The sequence below is a fragment of the Neptunicella marina genome (genome assembly GCF_014270035.1).
Lineage (GTDB): Bacteria > Pseudomonadota > Gammaproteobacteria > Enterobacterales > Alteromonadaceae > Neptunicella > Neptunicella marina.
Map to the genome: position 1 here is coordinate 1 of NZ_JACNEP010000011.1, position 24,868 is coordinate 24,868.

A 24,868-nucleotide genomic window follows, 5' to 3' on the forward strand; every position below is an offset into this window, starting at 1 on the left:
TTTCAACACGTGCTACGACCCCTAATTTAAAAGCCATCGTGTAATCGCGTTGAGTACGCTTACGATTTGAATTAGTTGCTGTTGTCATAAAGAAGTCCTCTTTATGTCAACGTATTTCAGGACGGGACAAAACTAACTAAAAAAGCCGCTTTTAAAGCGGCTTTTTTGTTGCTGAAATTTAACCAGAGATAGATTTATTCGTCATCCTTTGGTTTTTCACTGCTAAGTACTGGCGGACGGTAGTCTCCCACACGCTGATAAGCGCGTAATTCAAATATCGGCAGTATCGCGAGGAAATGATCGAACAGATCTGATTGTATCCCTTCATATTCCACCCAGTTTTTATTGGCACTAAAACAGTAAATTTCCAGAGGAACACCCAACTCAGTGGGTGCAAGTTGGCGCACCATCAGTGTCATATTCTGATTAATTTCCGGATGCTGTTTCAAATAGTGCACCATATATGCGCGGAAGGTACCGATATTGGTCAGGCGGCGACTGTTAAGTAAGTCCTCTTCGGTTATATCGTTGTCTTTGTTGTAACTGGATACCTGTTCCAATTTATCCTGAATATACTGCCTGATGTAGCGTACCTGTTTAAAGCGTTCCAGACTTTTGGCATCGCAAAAACGGATGGAGTGAATATCAATATAGATAGAGCGTTTGATACGGCGGCCAGGCGATTCCTGCATGCCGCGCCAGTTACGGAACGACTCAGAAATAAGTGCATAGGTGGGGATAGTGGTAATAGTATTGTCCCAGTTTTGCACCTTTACTGTGGTAAGCCCAACTTCCAGTACATTACCGTCTGCGCCATATTTGGACATTTCTATCCAGTCACCATTGGTGACCATGCGGTTAGCTGCTATTTGAATGCCGGCAACAAAACCCAGAATCGCGTCACGGAATACCAACAATAAAACCGCGGTGACTGCACCTAAGCCCGAAAGCAGAATAATGGGGGACTTATCCAGTACATTAGCGATAATCAAGACCAGCGCAATGATAGCCAGCAATAGTTTAACCACCTGAATAAACCCTGTGATGGGGGCTTTACGCGCCAGATAAGAGGCGTTGTAAACATCTGAAATCGTATCCAGAACGGCGTTAACTGCGAGAATGACAGCCAGCAAAAAGTAAATCAGGGAGACTTTAGATAAAACACCAAGCAATACATGCTTTTCGGCAATAACCAAAGGAGCACACAAGTAAACTATAATCGCAGGAATGATGTGAGAAAAGCGACGAAAAAAGCCATGTTTATGTAGTTCGTCATCCCAGTGGTTACGGGTGCGCAATACCCAGTGGGAGATCACATGGCGTAAAAAGAATGAGGTAAGATAAAACCCCAGCCAGGCAATGACTAACAAACAGATGACGGCTGCACTTAGGTAGTGCGCCGAGCCACTTTCGGTAGAAAACCCCAGATAACTCAATAACTGAACTATGCCCTGGCTTAACTCCCTGATGGGTTGCATATCACTCCTTATCCGACGCTAAGTTGTTGTTTTATTTGTTCGATTTGTTGGTCTTTATCCAACCATAACTGATTTAACCATGCCTGAAAGCGATAGCGGAATACCGAATCGTTAAAATAGTCGCCAATCACCTTTTCATCCACGGGCAATACCTTGGCGCGGATAACAATTTTAGTGATGCGGCCACACAGCATTTCATACATCACATGGCGCGGGTTATCAGGGAAAACAAGGGTGATATCAACAATATTCGAAAATTGCTCGCCCATCGCGGCCAGCGTAAAAGCGATACCGCCTGCTTTGGGCGTTAGCAAGTTTGTGAAAGGACTTTGGGTTTTTTGTTGTTTAAACTCAGTAAAACGCGTGCCTTCAACAAAATTAACGATAGTGGTTGGGATCAGCTTAAACTTCTCACAAGCCCGATGGGTGGCTTCAATATCTTTGCCTTTTAGTTGTGGATATTTAGCAACAAAATCACGGCTGTAACGTTTCATAAAAGGCATATCCAATGCCCATGCACCCAAGCCGACAAAAGGAACCCAAATTAACTCCTGTTTGATAAAAAACTTGGTTGCGGGCATACGTCTGGCGGCAAACCGCGCCAGCAACATAATGTCTATCCAGCTAATATGATTGGCCATCATCAGGTACCAGCCCTGACGTGAAAAGTCGCCATCTGTTTTTTCATCCCACTCAATTTTGTTGGTGAGATTGATAAAAAATACCGCACATACACCAAAGCCGTGCATGCACATATTTAAAAAAGTGCTAATAGCCCGACGAATAACCGGCACCGGGATAACCAGTTTGATTAAGCCAACGACGATAATCAGGCTGCCCCACCAAACAAGGTTGGCTATCTGTAACAACACATTGAGTGGAAACAGAATAAATACCGGAAGAAAATTCAACATAACTGCTTAATGTCCTTATGCTTTGGCCGAAAGCTCCAGTAGCTTTTTATCCTTATCAACCCAAACCTGATTTAGCCAGTTTTGAAAAGCTTCGCGGTGCTGTGCATTATCAAAATAGTTGCCATGTAAATGACTGCTGATAGGCAGTACTTTGATATCTACGTTAATTTGCTTCACCTTACCACAAATAAAGTCCCAAAAGCTGGGCACGCCACCAGGGTAATGAATGGTCACATCGAGTAACTTGTGTAACTGATCACCCATGCTGGATAATACAAAGGCAATGCCACCAGCACGCGGTTTTAGCAGATGATTAAAAGGTGATTGTTGTAGTTTATGTTTGGCCGATTGAAAACGTGTGCCTTCCACAAAGTTCATAATGCTTACAGGTTTAAAGCGGAATTTCTCACAGGCTTTGCGTGTGGTTTCCAGATCTTTACCTTTTAAATGTGGGTACTTTTTCAAAAAGGCTTTGCTGTAGCGCTGCATAAAGGGGAAATCCAGCGCCCACCAGGCAAGGCCAAGTACCGGAACCCAGATTAACTCTCGTTTTAAGAAGAACTTTAAAAAAGGAATTTTGCGGTTAAATACCCGTTGTAACACCAAAATATCCACCCATGACTGATGATTGGCGATTACCAGATACCAGTCTTTATCGGTTAACGTCCCGTGTTGCGTCACCTGCAAACGTGTTCGACAGGTAATACGCTGGATCCATGTATTGATTGTCACCCAGGTTGTGGCGCAGTTATCCAGAATACTGGATATCAGCTTTTGCCATAAGCGAATAGGGATAAGTTTTAACACCGAACCAGAGATAATTGGTACAGCACAAATGAGTGTGTTGGTGGTATATAACAAAAAGGCTATAACCCCAATCAAATTATTCCGCATATTTGTATTGCCTTGCAGTCACTTAGCAGCGTATTTTAAGCGAGGCCTGCGCACCCTTTCAACAAAAACACCTACACCCTGCCGCTCAGGCCAGATGAATTATCAATAAATTAAGTTGTGATGGTCGGAATACAGATATGAGTCAACAACAGCTAAACTGGCAACGTGCTGTTATTAAGGTCGGAAGCGCATTAATTGCACCAGAAGGTAACGGCTGCAAAACAGAATACTTACTGGCACTGGCGCGTTTTATTATTCAAAGCCGTAAGCAGGGTAAGGAAATTGTACTGGTCTCATCGGGCAGTGTTGCGGCAGGGCGGAATAGCATTGCTTCCAGTGGCCAAACATCCATTGCGGAAAAACAGGCGATGGCAGCGGTCGGGCAAACCCGTATGATGGCTAACTGGGCACGCTTGTTTGATTTTCCCTGTGCACAAATTTTGTTAACCCATGATGATTTAGGTGATCGTCAGCGTTTTCTTAATGCTAAAAACACCCTGCGCGAGTTACTTAAAAATGATGTATTGCCCATCATTAACGAGAATGATTCGGTCGTCACCGATGAACTTAAATTCGGAGATAACGATAATCTGGCCGCACTGGTCACCCTGGTGAGCGATGCGGACACTTTAATCATCTGTACCGATGTTGATGGTTTGTACGACAGTGATCCCAAGGCCAATAAAAATGCCAAATTACTAAAACAAGTTGAACATATCTCTGATGAGATAATGGTACTGGCGGGAGATAGTAAATCACTGGTTGGCACTGGTGGTATGCAAAGTAAGTTGCGTGCTGCACGCAAAGCCTGCGAGCAGGGAATTCAAACCCTGATAGTTAACGGGCGTAACAGCGATGTATTTACTCAACTAGCCGAAGGTGCTAATCCAGGCACCTTATTTAATGCGCACAGTTCACGCCAAAAAGCCAAAAAGAACTGGCTTAAAAACGGTTTAAAAACCAAAGGCAGTATTAAGGTCGATAGTGGTGCTTACAACGCCTTAGTTGAACGCGGTGCTTCTTTATTACCGGCCGGTGTATTGGCTGTAGAAGGGCGCTTTGAAGCCGGTTATGCTGTGCAAATTGAATATCACGACAAACCCGTCGCTGTTGGGCTGGCGCTGTATAACGCCGCAGAAATACGCAAACTCAAAGGGCAAAAAAGCACCCATATTGAATCCATTCTGGGTTATCACAATCAGGATGTAGTGGTGCATAGAGATGATTTGGTGTTGTTGTAAAAACTTTGCCATCCATCGTTTTTTTCGTGCGATATCCCTGTCGCCCAAGCCCTTTTGCAGACACCCAAAAGGGGGTGACAAAATTGTCAGTCACAACTTTTAATAGCTGATACTGGTCGGATCTGATAGGGTTTTTAAAACCAAAGTCAACCGGCCTTTTTGATGTCTGATCAACAACACCTTATCCAACTGAATGTAAAAAGCGGCATTGCTTATGTTGCTCTAAATCGCCCTCAAAAACACAATGCACTTGATTTAGCCATGTTCGAGCAGCTGGCAAAGGTAATTAAACGAATTAAAAACAACCGGACAATTCGCGTGGTAATAGTGTCGGGTAATGGTGAAAGCTTCTGTTCCGGGCTGGATGTAAAATCCCTGCTCACCGATAAAAAGGGTGCAGTAAAACTGCTGTGGAAATGGCTGCCCGGTAACGCCAATTTGGCGCAGCAAGCTTGTGTGGGCTGGCGCCAGTTAAACGTGCCGGTGATTATGGCGCTACATGGAAAATGCTGGGGGGGCGGTATGCAAATCGCGTTAGGTGGGGACGTGCGTATTGCCTCGCCGGATTGTTCATTATCTATAATGGAATCACGCTGGGGCTTAATTCCCGATATGGGTGGTACACTGGCGTTAAGCGAATGTGTAGGTGCAGATCATGCCATTAAACTGGCCAGTACCAGCGAAACTCTTAATGCTCAACAAGCGCAGCAGCTAGGCTTGATTACTCAGGTTGCTGACGATCCTTTGCAAGCTGCCAATCAATTAGCCGAACAGCTTATTCAACGCTCACCCGATACCAACCGTTTAATTAAAGCTATGTACCATAAAATCTGGTGCCCTAAGCAAAGGCGCATCCTCGCCGCTGAAACCATCAATCAAATCAAAATATTAATGGGCAAAAATCAGCGCATTGCGGTGCAAAGAGAAAAGAGCAAGGATGTAGAGTTTAAGTTGTAGATAGATTGATAGTTCAATCTCACATTTAAGCAGTAGGGGGACGCCTCCTGTTTTGAAGCACCAAAACAAGGGGAAAACAGTTAAATCAACGCATTCCCTGGGAGGGAAGTTAAATTATCTTCTAACTTTGAATGAAAGCTAAAAGAGCTTTCAGGGCTGGCAGGATTTACTAAATAGTTATTTAAATTTGTAACTCTTCCTGCAAGCATTAACTCTCATGGATAAAGAGTATGGCAAAAAAACGAGATCAGCACATCGTGCCGAGGTGCTACCTAAAGCACTTCGTAGACAGCTCTTCCGCTGTAAATAACAAAAAATATGAAGCTGGTGTATACGTAAACACTTCTGCCCTTGATAGAGCTTGGAAAATGAAAGGGCTAAGCAACAATATCTTTACTAAAACTAGATTTTATAACTTAAAATCTGATGATCCTGATAAGCCACTAGTCGAAGAGCATCTTGCAAAAATAGAAAGCTTTTACAGTAAGGGGATTACAAAACTACTTAATGGAGAGTTTTCAAATGAGATTCTTTCGATATTCACACTTTTTGTAGTTACTCAATTTTTAAGAACTGAGAAAGTCCTTAAAGCCCACCAAAAATCTTGGGACAGCGTGGCATTGTATGCAGACATGTTTGAAGGAGGGAATCGCAACCGAAATATTTATGGAGAGATATCAAAACAGCAGATTTTGCATTTAGCTAAGTCTGATGCTCTAAACCCAATTAATAGAAAGTCCGGTATAATTTTTAACTGCACTAAAATTCCTTTTCTTACATCTGATAAGCCCGTAATAAAGGAGTTATTCAATCAAGAAGATATATCAAGAATTTTTCATCCATTACCACAAACAAAATATATAGATGATCATCTTGAATCACTGTTTTACTTTATGCCGTTAACTCCGTGGTTAGCATATGTGTCTCATAGTAGTTTCGAAGGCGAAATGAAAGGGTTCGAATGCTCACACGCAAGTGTCATTTCGCAGTTAAATGATATGATGCTATGTAATGCCAGTGAATATATATACTCCTTTATGGATAATCCCGTCACTAGCCTACCAACCAAAATTAAACAGGATGGTAATCTTAATTTTTTTGCCAAGATTTTTACCGAGTCTAGAAGACTAATTTTAGCGGTGAGAAGTCATCATAGTGACAAATCACTACTAACGTTAATTAGCGAAAATGTATGTGTCTGTGATGAACTTTTTGAAGGACAAAAAGTGCTTTCTGTTGAAGTGTTTGACACAAATTTTAGCAATGTCATTGGGGTTGTTCGTATCAAAGACTGTGTTGTCAAAGCCATAGATAAATTGAGTGGAAAGATTGTTTTTGAAACTAAACATGCGCTTTAGCTTTCGAACAAGTAACACCTGAACAAGGCAAGTTGGAGTCGCAATTAGCCAAACTCCGTTTGGCTGCTGTCGCACATAAATTTTAAAGTTTTGGTTTTACCTAGTCAGGCCATAGCCTGAATTAGTGCGACTCTGACTTTTAGACAAAACCAAGCGGGCTTTCGAATGGCCGAACAGGAGGTTCGGCCAAGGCCAATGCTTTGCATGGATTGCTGCCTTTGGCCGTTTCGAATAAAAGACAGTTTGGTTTTGGCGTTATAAAGTCGGGGGAGCGAAAGACCTTTCGCCTATTTGGGTCTGTCCAAATAGGCTCGCGCACCGAAGGTGTGTGAAATCAACAAATCGTCAGATTACGCAAGTCGCTGAGTCAGTCGCGACAGAAGGGATGTGGATTTGCGACGCTGGCAGTTTGCCTGAATTTAAAATTGAACAGACACAGTGTGGGGTGCCGTTGGGTTCTTAGGGAATTGCGGCAGCACAATTCCCTAAGCCGCCGTCGCCGGTGCGACGCGCAAACTAACTATCTATGACAAGTGCCAAATTGCGTAGCCATAATCGATATTCTCGCGCCCGCAAAGGTGTGTGAAATAAACGATGCATCAAAGGATGCAGAGCAGTGAAGCAATTGCGGCAGCACAATTCCCTAAGCCGTTGTCGCCGGTGCGACGCCCAAACTAACTATCTATAACAAATGCCAAATTGCGTAGCAATAACTCATATTCTCGCGTCCCTGTACGGACGTGAAATACCAAAGCTTCAGGCGACGCAAAGTACAAAATTGCGCCAACGCGCCGCCCAAACTTTCAATTCATTAGAAAGCCAAATGACGCAGCAATATCGCATTTTTTGGTATTCAGTAAGCCATCTGCACCACGTGCTAAATTGAATTAGCAAACCCGATACACTATCCACATCCCCACATCATTCTTTTGTAATTAAAAGTCACCAACGTTGATAGTGACTTTTGGCCTATTCCAATTTTCCACCGTTATGTAATGATTGTTCAAAATAAATACAATCATGGATGCGCTGCATCCCCGCATAATGGAATGAAGTGTGAATAATAAAAGTGACTTACTTAAACAACTTACCATTGAACGTGAATCAGTTAATCCTGCACCATCCGGAGGGGCATCCGCTACAAAGCTGATGCTGCTGATTGCAATTGGTGCATTGTTAGGTGCTGCTATTGTTTGGTTTTTGATGCCACAAACCAATACTGAAAATCAGCCCGTTGCGGCGACTGCAAAACCAGTTACAAAAACGGCGTTGCCTGCGGCGGTTACCAGCAATAAATCGCTGGAAAACGATGCGGTGCTTAATGCGTCGGGTTATATCACTGCGCGCCGCATGGCGACAGTCTCAGCAGAAATTATGGGACTGATTACTGATGTACGCGTGGAAGAAGGTATGACAGTGGAGCAGGGGCAAATTCTGGCCACACTGGATGATGCCATTGCGCGTTCTAATCTGGATTTTGCCCGTGCGCAAATTGATGTGCTGACTGCCCGTAAAGAATCGGCCGAGGCGAATTTAGCCGAAGCAAAGTTAAATCTGCAACGGGTGACCGAAAACGGCTATTCCAGCGAAGCCGATATTACGCGTTCTACGACAGACGTAAAAAATCAAAGCGCATCCTTAAAAGGCCTCGAAGCTGACATTAAAGTGGCGCGAATTGAAGTACAGCGCCAGCAGGAGCGTTTTGATGACCACACCATTCGTGCGCCGTTTGCTGGGGTGGTGATAGGTAAAAACGCGCAGCCGGGTGAAATTGTGGCACCGACTTCAGCCGGTGGTGGATTTACCCGTACCGGTATTTGCACCATCGTGGATATGGATTCTCTGGAAATTGAGGTGGATGTAAATGAATCCTTTATCGGACGGGTACAGCCGGGACAGAAAGTCGAGGCCACGCTTGAAGCTTATCCCGACTGGAAAATTCCGGCCACAGTGATTGCCATAATCCCCACCGCCGATCGTGCCAAAGCTACCGTCAGAGTCCGAATTGGAATTGACCAAAAAGACAGCCGTATCCTGCCGGATATGGGCGTCAAAGTTGCATTTTTAAAAGAATAACGCGCAAGGAAACCAAGATGAACGACAACAATATTTTTGAATTAAAACAGGTTGAGAAAAGCTTTAATAAGGGAAAAGAAAGCATCAGTATTTTTGAAGAGCTGAACATGAATATTAAACAAGGTGAATTTTTAGCCATTATGGGGCCGTCGGGCTCGGGCAAAACGACCTTGCTTAATTTACTTGGTGGAGTAGATCAACCAACCGGTGGTGAAGTATGGTTTGATGATGCACGTATCGATTCACTAAACGAAGGCCAACTGGCCAAATGGCGCGCCAACAATATCGGTTTTATTTTCCAGTTTTATAACCTGATGCCTATGTTAAACGCTGCGCGTAATGTGGAATTACCCTTATTACTGACCAATTTAAGTGGCAGCGAGCGCGATAAAAGAGTTGCAACCGCGCTTGAACTGGTTGGTCTGGCAGATCGTGCCAAACATATGCCCAGTGAAATGTCCGGTGGTCAGCAACAACGTGTGGCGATAGCACGGGCGATTGTCTCCGACCCTAAATTATTGTTGTGTGACGAACCAACCGGTGACCTGGATCGCAAAACCGCCGATGAAATTCTCGAAATGCTACAGCTACTTAATCGTGAATTTGGCAAAACCATCGTTATGGTCACGCACGACCCATCGGCAGCTAAATATGCCACTCATACAGTGCATCTGGATAAAGGCCAGTTTGTGCCAGAGGAGGCATGAGTCATGAATGATTTTTACTTAATCGTAAAAAATCTGACCCGCAAAAAAATGCGGCTGGTACTCACCAGTTTTGCCATTTTTATCGCGTTTCTGATTTTTGGCTCAGTCATGGCGCTTAATAACGCGCTTAACTCCGGTGTCGAAATGTCGGCAGATAACCGTTTGGTGGTGACCAACAAAATCAATTTCACTCAACCATTGCCGATTGCTTATGTAAGCAAGGTTAAGTCTGTTGAAGGGGTGAAAGACGTGACCTATGCCAACTGGTTTGGCGGTTATTATCAGGAGCCTGCTAATCAGGTGATTACCATGGCGGTCGACCCCGACAGTTATTTTGACGTGTATAGCGAGCTGATATTGGAACCCGGTGTGAAAGAGCGCTGGCAGAAACATCGTACCGGCATTCTGGTTGGTGAACGTATGGCGCAGGCTAAAAACTGGAAAGTGGGTGACCGCATACCGGTGTCATCCAATATTTTTTCACAAAAAAGTGGAGGTCATACCTGGGAGTTTGATATCGACGGCATTTTTAAAGGTCAGGATAAACAAACGGATACCAACTATATGGTGTTTCATCACAAATACTTTATGGAAACTCAGGCATGGGGTGGTGATTACGTAGGCTGGATGATCTTTACGACCACTGATTCAGCGTTAAATGAGCAGGTAGCAAAAGTGGTTGATGAGCGTTTTGCCAACTCAGCTGCGGAAACCGAAACCAAAACCGAAAAGGCCTTTAACAAAGCCTTTATCGAACAAATTGGCAATATCGGCCTGATTATTTTTGCTGTGGTGTTTATGGCCTTTTTCATCATTCTGGTGGTGGTGGGTAATACCATGGTGCTGGCTATTCGTGAACGTACCGGTGAGATTGCGGTACTGAAGACATTAGGTTTTTCATCAAAACGCATATTTAACATGGTGTTGGCTGAATCTTGTTTATTGTCTTTCCTCGGTGGAGTACTGGGGATGTTGGCTGCGACTATCATAGTTAAAGGTGCATCGGCAGAGCTTGCCAGCTTTTTGCCTAATTTAATTTTAGGTCAGTCGGTGTGGCTGCAAGGGTTGGCCTATATGCTGCTGTTTGGCCTGATAACCGGCATTATTCCGGCGGTCAGCGCTTTACGTCTAAACATTATTACCGCGTTTAACCGCATTTAATTGGAGAAGAACATGAGTTCTGTATTTTCACAAAGTGCTGCGGTCATCAGTATGAACATTCGCAGTTTACCCCGTCGGTTATGGATGTCGCTGGCGATGGTATTAGCCAGTGCGGTTGTGGTGGCGATTTTGCTGGCTTTTTTAGCCATGGCTAAAGGTTTTGAATCGACCATGCAAAGTGCCGGTGCCAACGATGTTGCGTTTATTATCCGTGGCGGGTCGGCCGCTGAGCTAAACAGTGTGCTTGGGCGTGATCAGGTTAACTTGCTGGAAAATGCGCCGGGTATTGCTAAAGACGAACAAGGGCCAATTGTCTCAGCTGAGTTATATGTGATTGTTGATGGTAAAAAGCGCAGTTCAGGCACCAAAGCGAATTTGCCTTTACGTGGTCTGGATTTACGCGGCGTTAATATGCGTAAGAACTTTGCTCTGGAGCAAGGCCGTATGTTCACCCCAGGCACTAATGAAGTGATAGTGGGAGCCGGTGTATTGAGGCAGTTTTCTGGCTTTGATTTAGGCTCGGAAATTCGTTCGGGTCGCAATAGTTGGAAGGTCGTGGGGGTATTTAGCACCGGTGGTAATGTGTTTGAAAGTGAGATCTGGGCCGATGCCAAGGTAGTTCAAAACCTGTATAACCGCGGCAGCAGTTATCAATCGATGCGTGCGCAACTTGAACCTAACGCTGATATTCAGGCGATTAAGGATTACGTTAAAAATGATCCTCGTTTGAATCAGGATGTACAAACCGAAGCCGATTATTTTTCCGAACAAGGCAAAAGCTTAAGTTACATTGCGATTTTCGGGCGTATCATCAGCACTATCATGGCGCTGGGAGCACTGGCGGGCGCACTTAATACCATGTATACCTCGGTATCAGACCGAGCCAAAGAAATCGCTACATTACGTGCCATCGGATTTAGTCATATGTCGGCGTTTATTGGTACGCTGGCCGAAGCAATGGTGTTAGCGGCACTGGGCGGTTTATTTGGCGTAATTGCCGCGTATCTGTTTTTTGATGGTATGAATGCATCTACGTTAGGCGGCAGTTTCACTCAGGTAGTATTTAGCTTCAATCTGACCACTGAGCTTATTACGCAAGGGGCGATTCTGGCGCTAATTATTGGCTTTTTCAGTGGCGTGTTCCCAGCCTGGCGTGCCGCTAAAACCCCCGTGATTGTTGCGTTTCAATCTAGCCATTAGCACTGGTTAAAATTAATCGTGAAAAAGGGTGTGTTCTGTTTAGACACGCCTTTTTTGTTGTTTATAATGCTGCGTTTTTAGCTCAGACTGGGAAAGCAGTAACTTATGATGACAGGCGAATTAGCAGCGTTGGCAACGGCATTATGCTGGACGATTGCTGCGAGGTTGTTTGCGCAACTGGGCAGTAGCTTCTCTGCTTTATCACTCAATTTGGCCAAAGGGCTGGCCGCTGTGGGGATGCTGCTACCATTTGCAATTGCCGGTTTATCTGAGCTGCATTTGCAATTCTCAGCCTTATTGTGGCTGCTGTTAAGCGGTGCAATTGGCATCGGCATTGGTGATACCTTCTTTTTTAAATCCTTGCAAAAAATAGGTGACAGCCAGTCGCTATTGGTACTGGAAACCCTGGCGCCTGTGTTCACTGCGTTATTAGCATTAGTGTGGATCAATGAGTGGCTGGCATGGCAGCAATGGCTGGGGATTGCGATTGTTATCACATCTGTCGATATGGTGATCAAAATTCAGAAACGTCAGGCAATTCATATACTGGAGTTAAATGCGTATCGCTATGCTGCGTTGGCCGCGCTTTGTCAGGCACTGGGAGCGGTGATCAGTCGCGATATTTTAGTTAGCACCGGATTAGATGCCATCACCGGTAGTGTGCTGCGTTTGTTAGGTGGTTTAGTTATTGTTGTGTTGCTTATTATTGTTACCCGAACCCGCATTAAACCCGTATCGGACAAACCTCTACAAATGTGGTCCTTGTTTATTGCGGCCAGTTTTATTGGCACGGCACTGGCGTTATCGCTGCAAATGCTGGCCTTTAGTCATACCAAAGCGGCGATTGTACAAACTCTGTTTGCTACCAGTGTTTTGATGTCTTTGATGTGGGCACGATTGCGCGGTGAAAATGTAGCCACGGCGGTTTATGGTTGGACGCTGTTGGCGCTGGTTGGCGTGGCCTTGATGGTTTTAGATTAATCTGAGTTATTGCTTGTAACTGTTGTTAATTTTATATACACTTCGCGCCCTTAAATCAGCCCTAACCTAATTTTAGTTCCTTGTCTCAAACAGTGCCTGGCTGAGCTGTACGAGGCTACAACCGTAAGGAGCAACGATGCGTCATTACGAAATCGTGTTCATGGTTCACCCAGATCAGAGTGAACAAGTTCCGGGTATGATCGAGCGTTATACCGATATCCTCAAAAAAGATGGTGGTCAAATTCACCGTTTAGAAGACTGGGGCCGCCGTCAACTGGCTTACCCAATCGACAAAATTCACAAGGCGCACTACGTGCTAATCAACGCTGAATCTACTGCTGAAGCTGTTGAAGAGCTGGAAACTGCCTTCCGTTTTAACGATGTAATCCTGCGTAACCTGGTTATGCGCACTAAAGCTGCGGTAACTGAGCCATCTCCAATGGCGAAAGAAAGCGCACGTGAAGAACGTCGTGAAAAGCGTGAAGAAAAGCCTGTAGTGGAAGAAGCGCAAGCTTCTGCCGACGACGAATAATCCAGAGGAGAATCATAATGTCTCGTTTTTTCAGACGTCGTAAATTCTGCCGCTTCACTGCTGAAGATGTGCAAGAGATCGATTACAAAGATACTGCTGTACTAAAAAACTACATCACTGAAAGTGGTAAAATTGTACCTAGCCGTATTACTGGCACCCGTGCTAAATATCAGCGTCAGTTGTCAACTGCTATCAAACGTGCTCGTTTCTTAGCGTTGCTTCCGTACACTGATTCACACAAATAAGATTGGCGAATAGAGAAGAGGTAGCAAGATGGATATCATTCTACTAGACAAAGTCGCCAATTTAGGCGGACTGGGTGACCAGGTAGCTGTTAAAGCTGGTTATGCACGTAACTTTCTTTTCCCTCAGGGTAAAGCAGTTCCTGCAACCAAAGACAACGTTGAAAAATTCGAACAGCGTCGCGCTGAACTGGAAGCTAAATTAGCTGACGTTCTGGCTGCTGCTGAAGCTCGTGCTGCTAAAATTACTGAACTGGCTGAAGTAACTATCGCTGCACCTGCTGGTGACGAAGGTAAATTGTTCGGTTCTGTTGGTACGCGTGACGTGGCTGATGCCATTACTGCGGCTGGCGTTGAAGTGACTAAAGCTGAAGTGAAAATGCCTAACGGTACTATCCGTGAAACAGGTACTCACGCTTTGGATATTCAGTTACATTCTGACGTTGTAGCAACAATTAACGTTGTTGTTATTGCTGAAGCTTAATCAGAATTTCTGATTTAAAAAACCTCCCAACGGGAGGTTTTTTTATGCCTGTGATTCGAGCATGCTGATCTTTGCTGTACGAGTTTTGTTCTCACTTAACGCTTTTTAATCGTGACGCAGATTTGCAGGCTTAATGGATTTAGTCAAAAATATACCGCAAAGATCAGCACGCTCTGGATACATCGGGTAGTTTTCTACCTTGGTAAAGCGCCAGCAATGCACTCAGTGCAAACAAAATAAATAATCCTGTTTGTGAAAATTGTGCCACCATTGCTGTTAGTGCACCAAAAACCAGTAATACTACGCCAATAATACTGTTGCTTAACGACACAAAATCGGTGCGTTGATTCCCCTCTGCCATATCCACCACGTAGGTTTTACGGGCAACACGTACTCCCTGATGGGTAATCGACATTAATAAAAATAAAATGGCAAATATACCGGATTGCCAGCCAGGTGAAATATAGCTAATTGTTGCGCCAGCGGCGCAAATAACACAGGTGCAAAGGGCTGTGATCAATAACAACATACGGGACGATTTATCAGCCAGATTACCCCACAAACGCCCACTGACAAAACTGGCAATGCCTGCCAGTAACATATACAGGCCTAATTGGTAAAAATCGTCACTACCATTGCTTAATATAAAATAAGGCGAGCTTAAGGCGGAGCTCATTAATAAGCTGCGCACCAGTACAAACTGACGTAACTGAGGGTGTTGTTTCAGTAAGGACAAATTATCAATGGCTAATTTAAAGCCATTTTTACCGCCTGTGGTATCGCCCTTATTTTCAAGAATCAGTTGGTAGATAACAGCACCCGTTAACCAGCAAATCGCCGCAGTGAGTAATAAAACACTGCTATTAGTTAACCAGTCATTTGAATACATCAGGGTAATGGCAAATACAATACTAACCAGTCCTGCCAGGCTGGCACTGGTGCCGGTAAGATTGCCTCGCTTTCCTTTGCTGATGGTCTTACCCAGCACATCCTTGGATGCAACTGAACATAAGCCGCGCGCTAAACTGAACAGCATAAGTAGAAGTAGGCTACACACTCCGGCAATCATGCCGGAAAGCAGCGACAGGCTTAAAGCGATGCCACTAATACTCAGGGCTTGTAATATGCATCCTGAACTGAAAAAAGTTTTTCGAAGAGGGAAGCGTCTTACCCAGCCACCAATAAATAACTGAGGTAAAAGAGAGCCGGACTCGCGAATGGGCACCAGCAAGCCAGATAAAAATACTGGAACGCCAGCTGCGTTCATGGCAAAGGGTAATACCACCTTGGCACTGGCAAAACTGTCCGCGAGTTTAGTGAATAACTGAGCAAGTAAAATCAGTAAATAATTACGCGGCTGATTGTCGCATTGCTTTTTTTCAATATCCTTGCATGCACGCGCGTCTTCTTCATCACCAATAAGCTGGTGCAAGGGTTCGGGTAATGAATTCATACAGAAAGCTACGAGGTAAAGATGGTTTTATATTATCGTTAAGCTGACTAAGTGCAAGTTATCTACGGTTCAGTTTGTTTGTGGCACAATAGTTTCCACATTCACTATCAAAATTAAATTTGGATATTCGATGACAAGATCAAGCGCGGGTATTTTAGGTATTTTTGCCGTCATTGCCTTTGCAGCATTAGGGTTAACTGTTGGGCAGGCGTTAATGGATATAAAACAGCTGGAGCGAACGGTAACTGTAAAAGGGTTATCTGAACGCGAGGTGGCCGCTAACATTGTAATCTGGCCGATTCAGTTCACCGTCGCCGACAATGATTTGTCTTCTCTTTACGCCAGTATTGAAAGTCAGTCTCAACAGATTGGTGATTTTTTGCAAAAGCACGGGGTGGCGGCAAATGATATTAGTTATTCAGCCCCCGCCATTACCGATAAATCAGCACAGGCTTATGGCAATAACAATGGAGTTGCTTATCGCTATACCGCGATGCAATCTGTCACAGTGTATTCCGCCGGGATTGATAAAGTGCGTGCAGTGATGAATCAATTATCGGAATTAGGTAAAGCCGGAATAGTGTTTACCGGCGGTGGGTATATGGGGCAAACCGAATATCTGTTTACCGGCCTTAATGATATTAAACCTGCGATGGTGGAAGAAGCCACCCGTCAGGCGCGTGAAGTGGCACAAAAGTTTGCCAGTGATTCCAACAGTAAACTGGGTAAAATTAAAAGAGCATCACAAGGACAGTTTAGTATCAGCGCGCGTGATAAAAATAATCCTCATATCAAAAAAGTCAGGGTTGTTTCCACTGTGGAATATTATTTATCCGATTGACGCGAAAGCATCATATGCGCAAAATATTATCGTGATAATTATTTGAGTGGTTAATTTATGAATGCTGATCAGCGATTATTATTGGACAATCAACTGTGTTTTGCGCTTTATTCAGCCTCTCTGGCGATGACGCAACTATACAAACCTCATTTGGAAAAGCTTGGGCTAACCTATCCTCAGTACACTATCTTACTGATATTGTGGGAGCAGGATGCCCGTAGTCTTAAAGATATTGCCAATCAACTGGGACAAAAGTCCGGTTCACTTACACCTGTAATTAAACGCATGGAGGCTGATGGGTTAGTACAGCGTAAGAGAGGGGTGGAGAATGATCGTACTCTGAGTATCGAGCTCACGTCGAAGGGTGAAGCACTAAAGCAGCAGGCGTTGATGGTAAATCAATGTGTATTTGAAGCCTGTGGTACTGATGTCGCTGAATTGACAGAGCTTAAAAACAAATTGGTAAGTTTAAAAAATCAGATTAGTAAATAATGCTTGCGTGATAATAGTTATCGCGATAATATAAATTTAGCCTGTTAAGCGGGCTTTATTTTTAATTTAAATGTTATCGCAGTAACTAATTTTGCGATAACTTAATCATATTAAGGAGCTGATCCATGCAAGCATTATATTCTGCAACTGTAACCTCAACTGGCGGCCGTGATGGGCGCTCTATTTCAGACGATAATCGTTTTGATGTTTCGTTAAGTACACCTAAAGAGTTAGGTGGTGCGGGTGGTGAAGGCACTAACCCGGAACAATTATTTGCAGCAGGGTACTCTGCGTGTTTTATTGGTGCGCTTAAGTTTGTAGCAGGTCAGCAAAAAGTCACGTTACCAGGTGATTTAGCTGTTACCGCCAAAATTGGGATTGGTAAAAATGACAAGGGACCTGGCTTTGCAATTAGCGCTGATTTGCTGGTTGATTTGCCTGGGATTGAAACCGACATTGCTAATAAATTGGTAGAAGATGCGCATCAGGTGTGCCCTTATTCCAATGCCACTCGTGGTAATATCGATATTACAACTAATATTAAATAATTAAGTTCAATCAATAAGCAGAGCAATCCTGCTCTGCTTGCTTTTATTTCCTTTCTTAAACTATATCGTTGCCTGCTAAATATCTGAGTTAAAAATATTTTTAATTATTTTTATTTTCGATTTAAACCTTTGTGTTTTACCCTGCGACTTATGTTTCAAGTCTTAGCAATGTGATGAAAAATTTTGACCTTAGCAACCAATGTTATTGAAGCTGAAGCCAAATTTGATCAGGAAACGCGCCTGATTAATGCAGCGCGCGGCGGTGACAAACAAGCTTTTCAGACTCTGTACCAGAAATATATTGGCATGGTTTACAGCTTGTGTTTCCGTCTGATGGGAGATGGACCTTTAGCCGAAGACGCCAGTCAGGAGGTCTTTATTCAGTTATGGAAAAAACTGGAAAATTATCGGGGGGATAGCAAGTTCTCCACCTGGTTACACAGCGTCACGGCTAACATCGCTATTAGTTATTTACGTAAACAACGTGGCTGGCTGCAACGCATGTTTCATATTGAAGACACAGATGCAATTAACACCGAAGCCGAGGGTAGTGCGGGAGACGTTGATTTAGATGAGTACGTAAAGCGATTGCCGGAACGTGCACGAATTGTTTTTGTATTGCATGCCATCGAAGGTTACCGGCACGAGGAAATTGCATCAATGACCAACATGGCGGTGGGGTCGAGTAAGGCACAATATCATCGTGCAAAACAGTTATTAAAAGAGTGGATGGGCTATGAGTAATCAACAGTTTGAGCAAGATCTCAGAAATAAAATAGACCAGCTGGACAAAAATATGCAGCCACAACGTGATTTGTGGACCGGTATTGAAGTGGCGTTGTCTGAACAGCATACCACTAAAAAAAAGCCCTATCTGGCAATCGCTGCCAGTGTCATGGTTGTCGGTCTGGTTGGCTGGTTAGGTTTGAAATCGGATATCGTCGCCGATAATTCACCGCAATTGGTTCAAACGCTAACCCAGCAGCATCAGCAACAAATGCAGGGGTTACTGGTTACTTATGCTGATGCCCCTGCTTTAACCAATGACTGGCAGCAGCAATTAGATGAATTAGACCGCGCAGCCGATGCAATCAAACAAGCGCTGGCGAAAGATCCGAATAACCCGGCGTTACTGAAAATGCTGCAACAGGTTTATCAGCAACAAATTGATTTAGTCGAAAAAGTTCATGCCCCTGGCTGGCAACGTATCTAACCTAAGGGGAAGGAGTTGAAAATGAAAAAGTTAATCGTATTTACTCTGGCAAGTTTATGCAGTGCGGTGGCGTTGGCAGGTCAGCAAATTGATAAGAGTCTGGATGCCGACCCCGATGGTTATGTACAAATCGAAAATCTGACAGGTCAGGTTAAATTAGTCGGCTGGGATAACCCTCAGGTTAAGATCAGTGGAGAAATTGATGACAAAGCGCGTGATTTGATCTTTGAGCGTGATGGCAGTCAGATAATTTTTAAACTGCGTTTCCCCCATGGCAGTTCACCAGACCGGGACAGTAAAGATGATGTTGAAGTTTTTGTGCCTAAAAACAGTAAATTGTCTTTTACGACCTTTAATGCTGATGTTGAAGTGAGTGAGCTAAGCAGCCGCACAGAAGTGGAAACGGTTAATGGTGACATTAAAGCCACACAATTAGCCGGCAAAGTAAAGCTGACCACAGTGAATGGTAAAATTGATGCAGATAATATCCGTGCCAGAGAAATTAAGCTGGAAACTGTTAATGGCCGTATTAACTCCAACAGCAAAGGCGCTAAACGTGAAGAATATAACGCGGTTAACGGTGATATTTTTGTAACGTCTGACGGTGAGGATGTCGAGGTGGGAACGGTTAATGGTGAAATCGAAGCCAATTTGGGTAAAGTGAGCCAGTTCACCGTCAGCACCGTTAACGGCCGGGTGGATGCCAGTATGGAATTATTACCCGGTGGTGAAGTGGAAGCGTCATCGGTGGGGGGCTCTATTAATCTGAATTTCCAAAAAGATGTGGCCGCGCGTTTTGAAGTGCAGGGGCACGCTGGCGGTAATATTCATAATGAAATCACCAGCGACAAAATGCAGAAAAACAAATATGGTCCGGGCCGCTGGTTAACCTTTTCTACCGGTAATGGTAATGGCCGGGTTGAAATATCCACGGTACATGGCCGGGTAAAACTAAGCTCCAGATAAAATAACATTTTCCCTAAAAGCAAAAACCCGCCTCGGCGGGTTTTTGTTATGTTGGATTACAGCCCTGATTTGAAGTGGTTTTATCAAAAAAAATCGAAATTTCCGCAACCGTCATTCCCAGTTTTTTCATATAAGTGCGATTAAACAACCGGTTTTTATCCAGCTGGAACATCCAGTCATCCATGTTAAAAGTATAGGTACTGTCATTGAGCGGAACCTGCAATTGGTAGTGCCAGTTAAAGGCATTTCCATTGCTGCTTCCTTTGGCGACACCGATAACGTCACTGGCTGTGCCACTTACCTGATCATCAGGGCTCACTGTAAGTTGCCATATACGCTGTTGTTGTTCACCATCATGATAATAAAACTGTTCTTCTAATGTGCCTTGATTGTTATTCCAATGACCATTGATCTCGACACAAAAACGCCGCACCTGTTTGCCACTATAATCCTGCACTAAACCCCATGCTGTTAAAGAGCCACTAAAGTAACGTTTGATGTCAAAATCAGGTGTTGTATTACGATAATCCTGTAACGAAGCTGAGCAGGATGTCAGCAAAAGCAGGCTGATAGCAGCGATGTATTTCATTACTTTCTCCGGCAGTAAACGTATTGAGTCTACGTAACCGCGCTAACTTAGGATCAATCTGGGAGTCATTTTTTTTGATAAGGCTTTATTTAGCGTGGGGCTTTGCCGCATAATGTGACTAATGCATTGTTAGAACGAGATCCCAGTGAAAGTAGTATCCAACCAGTATAAAGATGAAAAAGTAGAGAAACTCAAAGTTCCGCCTCACTCGATTGAGGCTGAACAATCTGTACTGGGTAGTATGATGATCGCACCTGATTCATGGGATAAGGTTGCTGAGATTGTTATCGAGGAAGATTTCTACAACCGCTCTCACAAAATTATCTATCGGGCGATTTTGGTATTGCTGACCGAAAGCCAGCCGATTGACGTGATCACCGTTTCCCAGCATCTGGAAAATAATGAGGAGCTGGAAGAGGCGGGTGGCCTGGCATATTTGGGGGAACTGGCAAAAAATACCCCCAGTGCAGCCAACGTTGAAGCCTACGCCAAAATTATTAAAGAACGGGCCATTAGCCGCGAATTGATTGGTGTGGCGAATCACATTGCTGATACCAGTTTTAATCCTCAAGGGCGCACAGCCAACGAAATTCTCGATTTAGCTGAAAGTAAAGTTTTTGAAATTGCTGAAAAGCGTACCGGAGCAAATGATGGTCCGCAAGGTGTCACTACGGTACTGGAAAAAACCATCAATAAACTTGAAGAGCTGGTTAAAAACCAAAAGGAAGTCACCGGGGTTTCCACGGGGTATAACGATTTAGACAAGAAAACCAGTGGATTACAGCCGTCTGACTTAATTATTGTCGCGGCTCGTCCATCAATGGGTAAAACCACTTTCGCCATGAACTTGTGTGAAAATGCCATGATGGGTGAAGATAAACCTGTTCTGGTATTCAGTTTAGAGATGCCATCTGAACAAATTATGATGAGGATGCTGGCGTCATTGAGCCGGGTGGATCAAACCCGTATTCGTACCGCGCAGCTTGACGATGAAGACTGGGCGCGTATTTCCAATACCATGAGCATGCTCAAGGAAAAAGATAATCTGTATGTGGATGATTCATCCGGTTTAACCCCCATGGAAGTGAGAACCCGGGCCAGAAAACTGGCACGGGAGCGGGGGGGAATTGCAATGATTATGGTCGATTATCTGCAGTTAATGCAGGTGCCGGCTTTAAGTGATAACCGTACATTGGAAATTGCTGAAATATCCCGTTCGTTAAAAGCCCTGGCCAAAGAGTTACAAGTTCCTGTGGTAGCACTTTCGCAGCTAAACCGGAGCCTGGAGCAGCGCGCAGACAAACGTCCGGTTAACTCAGATTTGCGTGAGTCTGGTTCTATCGAGCAGGATGCCGACTTAATTATGTTTATTTATCGTGATGAGGTGTATCACGAAAACAGCGAATTAAAAGGTATCGCAGAAATTATTATCGGAAAGCAACGTAACGGTCCTATTGGTACTGTGCGCCTTACCTTCCAGGGGCAGTTTTCACGCTTTGATAATTATGTTGGACCGGCTTACGACGACGAATAATAAAATTAAGGAGTTGGAGTGTCTTTAAATTGGGGAATACTCGGCCCGGGCAGAATTGCCCATCGTTTTGCAACTGCGTTAACACAAGGCACTGACGGAAAGCTAATTGCCGTAGCCAGTCGTAACGAACAAAGGGCCAGTGAGTTTGCCGCGCAATTTGCAGCTGAGCGATATTACACGCAATATTCCGCGCTGGTTGAAGATGGTGGCATTGATGTTATCTATATTGCGACGCCACATAATTTCCACTTTGAACAAGCCATGATGTGCCTGCATGCCGGTAAACATTTGTTAATTGAAAAGCCGATTTGCATGAACGCAGCACAAGCACAAAAAATTGCCGACCTGGCTGCACAAAAAAATTTATTTGTAATGGAAGCGGTATGGAGCCGCTTTTTACCGTCTTGTCAGCAGGCCATGGACTGGTTGATACAAGGTGAAATTGGCGAGCTTCGTGCGATTGATTCAAGCATTTGTTTTGCTTTTGATAAAGGGGACGAGCATCGTACCTTTAATAAAGCGCTGGCGGGTGGCGCCTTGCTCGATCTGGGCATTTATTCAGTTAACCTCAGCCAGTGGTTTGCTAAAGCCAATCCGGTCAATATAGGTGCTATGGCGAAAATAGGGCATACGGGTGTTGATAATATTCTGATGACCAATATGCGTTATACCAATGGTGTTATGGCACAGTTTACGACAGCCATGGAAGCGCACTCGAGTAATTATCTGTTGTTACAAGGCAGTAAGGGCACCATTGAATTACAGCAAATGTTTTGGGCGGGGCATAAAGTTACCCTGACAAATGACGATAAAACGATATGTATGGACTTGCCTCATGCCGTTAATGGTTTTGAATATCAGATACAGGAAGTGCAACGCTGTATTAAAAATAACGAAACATACTCAAACGTTATGCCGATCACCGATACCCTTGCTAATATGCAGGTGATGGATGAAATTCGTCGGCAAATTGAACTGGATTATGGTGAGCTGGAGCACAGTTAAACTGCCGTAAGGATGTATTCAGACGGCACTACAATAACCAAAACATGGATGGAGTCATGTACCGACGTAAGTCGATTGCGCTATCAAGTAGAAGGATTCGTTTCCAGTTACTGGTGATTTGCTCTGTGGTCGCGGTATTGATTGCGACCCTGTTTAGCTATGTCGCCTACCGACTGACCTCAGATGTGAGTCAGGAGGTAGCGCAACGTGCCACCGCCGAGCAAAGTCAGATGATACTGCAACAAGTGCAGTATGCTTTTTCTCATGAGCGTATCCAGCCCCACCAACTGACGTTGCCGGATAATCTGTTGCAACGGGATTACCAGCTTCGGGTATCGCTAAATGGTGACATCATATATCAACGCCAGCACGGTGCTCCCATCAGCCTCGAATCCAGTTCTCTGGATGAGTTAAAACAGACTTCTGATAATAACAGTGGCTGGTTAAACAGTGGGGAAAACCGCTTTGTTTGGGCACTGGCGTCTGAGCCTTCCTCAGGATTAAGTGTACTGTTAGTCAAACAGAATACAGAGCTGGCTCTTCGTTTAAACAGTGCGGCGGCTGATATCTGGTTTACGGTTATATTTACCAGTTGTCTGGCCATTATTGGTGCGCTGGCGATCGCCATGCTGATTTCGCGGCAGCACAGCGCTTTTAGTTCTGCGCTGGAATACAGAACCTCTCATGATACCCTGACTGGCTGTTATAACCGCGATTATCTTTTGTCTCAGATTAACGAATATATTGCGCATCAGATTTCTCGTGATGCCAACCATATTCAGCAACATCAGGCGTCGTTATTGCTCATTGATATTAATCGCTTTAAAGAAGTGAATGATGCATTAGGGCATGCCTGTGGTGATGTGTTACTGAAACGTCTGAGTAAGGAATTTGCCACCTTATTAGATAACGATGACATGCTGGCACGTTTTGGCGGTGATGAGTTTGCTATCTGGTTACCGGTTAAAGGTGCTGAAAAAGCCGAGTTACTGGCCAGACACCTGATTAATCAGGTACAGCAACCGGTTAATATCGATGGTATTTATCTGGAAGTTAGTTTAAGTATTGGTATTTCTACTTTTCCACTGCATGGTACTTCATCTGAAGCGCTGATAAGCCGTGCCGATATTGCCATGTATAGTGCTAAACGCAATCGTCTTGGTCTGGCGCATTTTGATCCGGCACAGGATGCCGGCACGGTCGAGCGTCTAAAACTGACTGCAGGATTGCGCAAGGCGCTGTTTCTGGAACAAATGGTATTGTATTACCAACCTCAGGTGTGTTTAAAAACCAATGCCATTGTGGGTTGCGAAGTGCTTGTTCGCTGGCAACACCCTGAACTGGGGTTATTGTTTCCAGATAAATTTATTGATGTGGTGGAATGCAGTGGGTTAGTCAATGATTTTACCCGTTATATTATTGAGCATGCGCTGGAGCAGAATGCCCGTTGGCGACAAATGGGATTTGAATTTCCAGTGTCAGTTAACGTGTCACCTTACAATTTAAACGATCCGCAGTTACTAAATTTTATTGAGGAAAAATTACGTAAATACCAGTTGCCCGCCAGTGCACTGGAGCTGGAATTAACCGAGAATGCGGTGGTGAGCGATATCGAACGTACACGTAAGTTGTTCCATCGGTTATCCGCGCTCGGTGTACAGATATCGATTGATGATTTTGGTACCGGTCTGTCCAGTCTGGCCTATGTGAAAAAACTGGATGTGGATCGCATCAAAGCAGATAAGGCATTTGTCACTCATTTGGTCAGCGATAAAGGCGATCAGGCAATTATTCGCGCCATTCTTAGTTTGTGTGACGATCTGAACCGGGTGTCTGTAGCGGAAGGCATTGAAAACATTGAGATTGCCACTACGCTGGCCAAAATGGGCTGTCAGATTGGTCAGGGGGATTATTTTGGTAAGGCTATGCCTGCTACTGATTTTACTGAGTTACTTGAAGCTGAAATTCGCTTGCAAGGGCAGGTTAAACTTTCCACATAAAA

The 24,868-nt window shown here is 44.3% G+C and carries 26 protein-coding genes; 20 read left to right on the forward strand and 6 right to left on the reverse strand.

Features of this window, described 5'->3' with window-relative positions; genetic code table 11:
• The 4 genes from H8B19_RS13130 to H8B19_RS13145 all read right to left on the reverse strand — a co-directional run.
• Positions 1-88: valyl-tRNA synthetase (locus H8B19_RS13130; protein WP_186507450.1), on the reverse strand; the 88-nt coding region annotated here is incomplete at its 3' end.
• A 106-nt stretch (positions 89-194) separates the two neighbouring features.
• Positions 195-1,478 (reverse strand): mechanosensitive ion channel family protein, encoded by a 1,284-nt coding sequence (locus H8B19_RS13135; protein WP_186507353.1) that lies wholly within the window; start codon positions 1,476-1,478, stop codon positions 195-197.
• Between the two features lie 8 nt (positions 1,479-1,486).
• Entirely contained in the window at positions 1,487-2,392 is a 906-nt protein-coding gene (locus H8B19_RS13140) for an acyltransferase (RefSeq protein WP_186507354.1), read from the reverse strand.
• A gap of 15 nt (positions 2,393-2,407) precedes the next feature.
• On the reverse strand, positions 2,408-3,286 hold the full coding sequence (locus H8B19_RS13145) for an acyltransferase (RefSeq protein WP_186507355.1): 879 nt from the start codon (positions 3,284-3,286) through the stop codon (positions 2,408-2,410).
• A 137-nt stretch (positions 3,287-3,423) separates the two neighbouring features.
• On the opposite strand from H8B19_RS13145, the gene proB reads away from it, so the two are divergent.
• From proB to rplI, 11 genes are all read left to right on the forward strand, one after another.
• Positions 3,424-4,527: a glutamate 5-kinase gene (gene proB, locus H8B19_RS13150; RefSeq protein WP_186507356.1), complete on the forward strand. Its 1,104-nt coding sequence runs from the start codon at positions 3,424-3,426 to the stop codon at positions 4,525-4,527.
• A gap of 162 nt (positions 4,528-4,689) precedes the next feature.
• The gene (locus H8B19_RS13155; RefSeq protein ID WP_186507357.1) at positions 4,690-5,484 is read left to right on the forward strand and encodes a crotonase/enoyl-CoA hydratase family protein; all 795 of its coding nucleotides are present in this window, start codon (positions 4,690-4,692) and stop codon (positions 5,482-5,484) included.
• Between the two features lie 230 nt (positions 5,485-5,714).
• Entirely contained in the window at positions 5,715-6,842 is a 1,128-nt protein-coding gene (locus H8B19_RS13160) for a DUF4238 domain-containing protein (protein WP_186507358.1), read from the forward strand.
• A gap of 1,056 nt (positions 6,843-7,898) precedes the next feature.
• Complete coding sequence (locus H8B19_RS13165; protein ID WP_186507359.1) at positions 7,899-8,918, forward strand: efflux RND transporter periplasmic adaptor subunit; 1,020 nt, start codon at positions 7,899-7,901, stop codon at positions 8,916-8,918.
• A gap of 17 nt (positions 8,919-8,935) precedes the next feature.
• Positions 8,936-9,625, forward strand: coding sequence for an ABC transporter ATP-binding protein (locus H8B19_RS13170; protein WP_186507360.1), 690 nt, complete (start codon positions 8,936-8,938; stop codon positions 9,623-9,625).
• 3 nt (positions 9,626-9,628) lie between these two features.
• Positions 9,629-10,786 carry an ABC transporter permease gene (locus tag H8B19_RS13175; protein WP_186507361.1) on the forward strand — a complete coding sequence of 386 codons (1,158 nt, stop codon included), beginning with the start codon at positions 9,629-9,631 and terminating at the stop codon, positions 10,784-10,786.
• A 12-nt stretch (positions 10,787-10,798) separates the two neighbouring features.
• Positions 10,799-11,986, forward strand: a complete 1,188-nt coding sequence (locus tag H8B19_RS13180; RefSeq protein WP_186507362.1) for an ABC transporter permease — start codon at positions 10,799-10,801, stop codon at positions 11,984-11,986.
• 105 nt (positions 11,987-12,091) lie between these two features.
• Positions 12,092-12,967, forward strand: a complete 876-nt coding sequence (locus H8B19_RS13185) for a DMT family transporter (protein WP_186507363.1) — start codon at positions 12,092-12,094, stop codon at positions 12,965-12,967.
• Between the two features lie 136 nt (positions 12,968-13,103).
• On the forward strand, positions 13,104-13,499 hold the full coding sequence (gene rpsF / locus H8B19_RS13190) for a 30S ribosomal protein S6 (protein ID WP_186507364.1): 396 nt from the start codon (positions 13,104-13,106) through the stop codon (positions 13,497-13,499).
• A gap of 17 nt (positions 13,500-13,516) precedes the next feature.
• Positions 13,517-13,744, forward strand: a complete 228-nt coding sequence (rpsR, locus tag H8B19_RS13195; RefSeq protein WP_186507365.1) for a 30S ribosomal protein S18 — start codon at positions 13,517-13,519, stop codon at positions 13,742-13,744.
• 28 nt (positions 13,745-13,772) lie between these two features.
• A complete protein-coding gene (rplI, locus tag H8B19_RS13200; protein WP_186507366.1) occupies positions 13,773-14,225 on the forward strand; it encodes a 50S ribosomal protein L9 in 453 nt (150 codons plus the stop codon).
• Between the two features lie 163 nt (positions 14,226-14,388).
• Here rplI and H8B19_RS13205 read toward each other — a convergent pair whose 3' ends face one another.
• The gene (locus H8B19_RS13205) at positions 14,389-15,678 is read right to left on the reverse strand and encodes an MFS transporter (RefSeq protein WP_186507367.1); all 1,290 of its coding nucleotides are present in this window, start codon (positions 15,676-15,678) and stop codon (positions 14,389-14,391) included.
• Positions 15,679-15,808: 130 nt separating this feature from the next.
• Between H8B19_RS13205 and H8B19_RS13210 the strand changes: the two genes are divergently transcribed.
• The 6 genes from H8B19_RS13210 (at position 15,809) to H8B19_RS13235 (ending at position 19,738) form a co-directional block, all read left to right on the forward strand.
• Entirely contained in the window at positions 15,809-16,519 is a 711-nt protein-coding gene (locus H8B19_RS13210) for an SIMPL domain-containing protein (RefSeq protein WP_186507368.1), read from the forward strand.
• Positions 16,520-16,576: 57 nt separating this feature from the next.
• A complete protein-coding gene (locus H8B19_RS13215) occupies positions 16,577-17,011 on the forward strand; it encodes a MarR family winged helix-turn-helix transcriptional regulator (RefSeq protein ID WP_186507369.1) in 435 nt (144 codons plus the stop codon).
• 125 nt (positions 17,012-17,136) lie between these two features.
• Positions 17,137-17,559, forward strand: coding sequence for an organic hydroperoxide resistance protein (locus H8B19_RS13220; protein ID WP_186507370.1), 423 nt, complete (start codon positions 17,137-17,139; stop codon positions 17,557-17,559).
• Positions 17,560-17,742: 183 nt separating this feature from the next.
• On the forward strand, positions 17,743-18,303 hold the full coding sequence (locus tag H8B19_RS13225) for an RNA polymerase sigma factor (protein ID WP_186507371.1): 561 nt from the start codon (positions 17,743-17,745) through the stop codon (positions 18,301-18,303).
• Positions 18,296-18,772, forward strand: coding sequence for a hypothetical protein (locus tag H8B19_RS13230; RefSeq protein WP_186507372.1), 477 nt, complete (start codon positions 18,296-18,298; stop codon positions 18,770-18,772). The genes H8B19_RS13225 and H8B19_RS13230 overlap by 8 nt, the downstream gene beginning before the upstream one ends.
• Positions 18,773-18,793: 21 nt before the next feature.
• Entirely contained in the window at positions 18,794-19,738 is a 945-nt protein-coding gene (locus H8B19_RS13235; protein WP_186507373.1) for a DUF4097 family beta strand repeat-containing protein, read from the forward strand.
• A 46-nt stretch (positions 19,739-19,784) separates the two neighbouring features.
• Here the strand turns inward: H8B19_RS13235 and H8B19_RS13240 are convergent, their stop codons facing one another.
• Positions 19,785-20,327, reverse strand: coding sequence for a DUF3833 domain-containing protein (locus H8B19_RS13240; protein ID WP_186507374.1), 543 nt, complete (start codon positions 20,325-20,327; stop codon positions 19,785-19,787).
• 145 nt (positions 20,328-20,472) lie between these two features.
• Between H8B19_RS13240 and dnaB the strand changes: the two genes are divergently transcribed.
• The 3 genes from dnaB to H8B19_RS13255 are packed head-to-tail and all read left to right on the forward strand — an operon-like array spanning position 20,473 to position 24,866.
• A complete protein-coding gene (gene dnaB / locus H8B19_RS13245) occupies positions 20,473-21,861 on the forward strand; it encodes a replicative DNA helicase (RefSeq protein WP_186507375.1) in 1,389 nt (462 codons plus the stop codon).
• Between the two features lie 18 nt (positions 21,862-21,879).
• A complete protein-coding gene (locus H8B19_RS19255) occupies positions 21,880-22,866 on the forward strand; it encodes a Gfo/Idh/MocA family oxidoreductase (protein ID WP_186507376.1) in 987 nt (328 codons plus the stop codon).
• Between the two features lie 56 nt (positions 22,867-22,922).
• Positions 22,923-24,866 (forward strand): putative bifunctional diguanylate cyclase/phosphodiesterase, encoded by a 1,944-nt coding sequence (locus H8B19_RS13255; RefSeq protein WP_186507377.1) that lies wholly within the window; start codon positions 22,923-22,925, stop codon positions 24,864-24,866.
• Positions 24,867-24,868 lie beyond the last annotated feature (2 nt).

Coding starts and splice junctions, on each gene's coding strand:
- rpsR (WP_186507365.1), top strand. CDS start 13,517: ATGTCTCGTTTTTTCAGACGTCGTAAATTCTGCCGCTTCACTGCTGAA.
- H8B19_RS13235 (WP_186507373.1), top strand. CDS start 18,794: ATGAAAAAGTTAATCGTATTTACTCTGGCAAGTTTATGCAGTGCGGTG.
- H8B19_RS13230 (WP_186507372.1), top strand. CDS start 18,296: ATGAGTAATCAACAGTTTGAGCAAGATCTCAGAAATAAAATAGACCAG.
- H8B19_RS13220 (WP_186507370.1), top strand. CDS start 17,137: ATGCAAGCATTATATTCTGCAACTGTAACCTCAACTGGCGGCCGTGAT.
- H8B19_RS13180 (WP_186507362.1), top strand. CDS start 10,799: ATGAGTTCTGTATTTTCACAAAGTGCTGCGGTCATCAGTATGAACATT.
- H8B19_RS13170 (WP_186507360.1), top strand. CDS start 8,936: ATGAACGACAACAATATTTTTGAATTAAAACAGGTTGAGAAAAGCTTT.
- H8B19_RS13215 (WP_186507369.1), top strand. CDS start 16,577: ATGAATGCTGATCAGCGATTATTATTGGACAATCAACTGTGTTTTGCG.
- H8B19_RS13135 (WP_186507353.1), bottom strand. CDS start 1,478: ATGCAACCCATCAGGGAGTTAAGCCAGGGCATAGTTCAGTTATTGAGT.
- rplI (WP_186507366.1), top strand. CDS start 13,773: ATGGATATCATTCTACTAGACAAAGTCGCCAATTTAGGCGGACTGGGT.
- H8B19_RS13155 (WP_186507357.1), top strand. CDS start 4,690: ATGTCTGATCAACAACACCTTATCCAACTGAATGTAAAAAGCGGCATT.
- H8B19_RS13255 (WP_186507377.1), top strand. CDS start 22,923: ATGTACCGACGTAAGTCGATTGCGCTATCAAGTAGAAGGATTCGTTTC.
- proB (WP_186507356.1), top strand. CDS start 3,424: ATGAGTCAACAACAGCTAAACTGGCAACGTGCTGTTATTAAGGTCGGA.
- H8B19_RS13205 (WP_186507367.1), bottom strand. CDS start 15,678: ATGAATTCATTACCCGAACCCTTGCACCAGCTTATTGGTGATGAAGAA.
- H8B19_RS13145 (WP_186507355.1), bottom strand. CDS start 3,286: ATGCGGAATAATTTGATTGGGGTTATAGCCTTTTTGTTATATACCACC.
- H8B19_RS13160 (WP_186507358.1), top strand. CDS start 5,715: ATGGCAAAAAAACGAGATCAGCACATCGTGCCGAGGTGCTACCTAAAG.
- H8B19_RS13185 (WP_186507363.1), top strand. CDS start 12,092: ATGATGACAGGCGAATTAGCAGCGTTGGCAACGGCATTATGCTGGACG.
- H8B19_RS13210 (WP_186507368.1), top strand. CDS start 15,809: ATGACAAGATCAAGCGCGGGTATTTTAGGTATTTTTGCCGTCATTGCC.
- H8B19_RS13240 (WP_186507374.1), bottom strand. CDS start 20,327: ATGAAATACATCGCTGCTATCAGCCTGCTTTTGCTGACATCCTGCTCA.
- H8B19_RS13175 (WP_186507361.1), top strand. CDS start 9,629: ATGAATGATTTTTACTTAATCGTAAAAAATCTGACCCGCAAAAAAATG.
- rpsF (WP_186507364.1), top strand. CDS start 13,104: ATGCGTCATTACGAAATCGTGTTCATGGTTCACCCAGATCAGAGTGAA.
- H8B19_RS13140 (WP_186507354.1), bottom strand. CDS start 2,392: ATGTTGAATTTTCTTCCGGTATTTATTCTGTTTCCACTCAATGTGTTG.